The organism is Methylobacterium sp. AC315 (assembly GCF_979253755.1).
This window is the reverse complement of the sequence record NZ_CEEDEA010000151.1, coordinates 1-234: the sequence shown is the minus strand read 5'-3', so window position 1 is coordinate 234 and position 234 is coordinate 1. Positions and strand designations below refer to the sequence as shown.

Annotated in this window: 1 pseudogene; it reads right to left on the bottom strand. The window is 74.8% G+C overall.

What is annotated here, in order from left to right:
• Positions 1 to 208 (bottom strand): annotated as a pseudogene (locus AC0IY0_RS29070) (FecR family protein); the annotation flags it as partial.
• Positions 209 to 234: the final 26 nt, after the last annotated feature.

Genomic DNA, 234 nt, shown 5'->3' with positions numbered 1-234 from the left:
GGCCACGCCGCCATGCCGCCACATGGGCGACGTCGATGGGGTGAACGCCGCGCGCATCCGGCCCGATCCGGATCTCCTGTCCCGCCATGAGGCGCGTCGTCGGCGCTCCCGCGGCGGGACCGACCGTGACGGCGCCGGACAGGCAGGACATGTCGGCGTCCAGGCCGCCGACCCAACCGGAGAGGCCGTCGCTCGGCCTGCAGCGCACGATGAACTCCGCGGGCCGACCCAGCT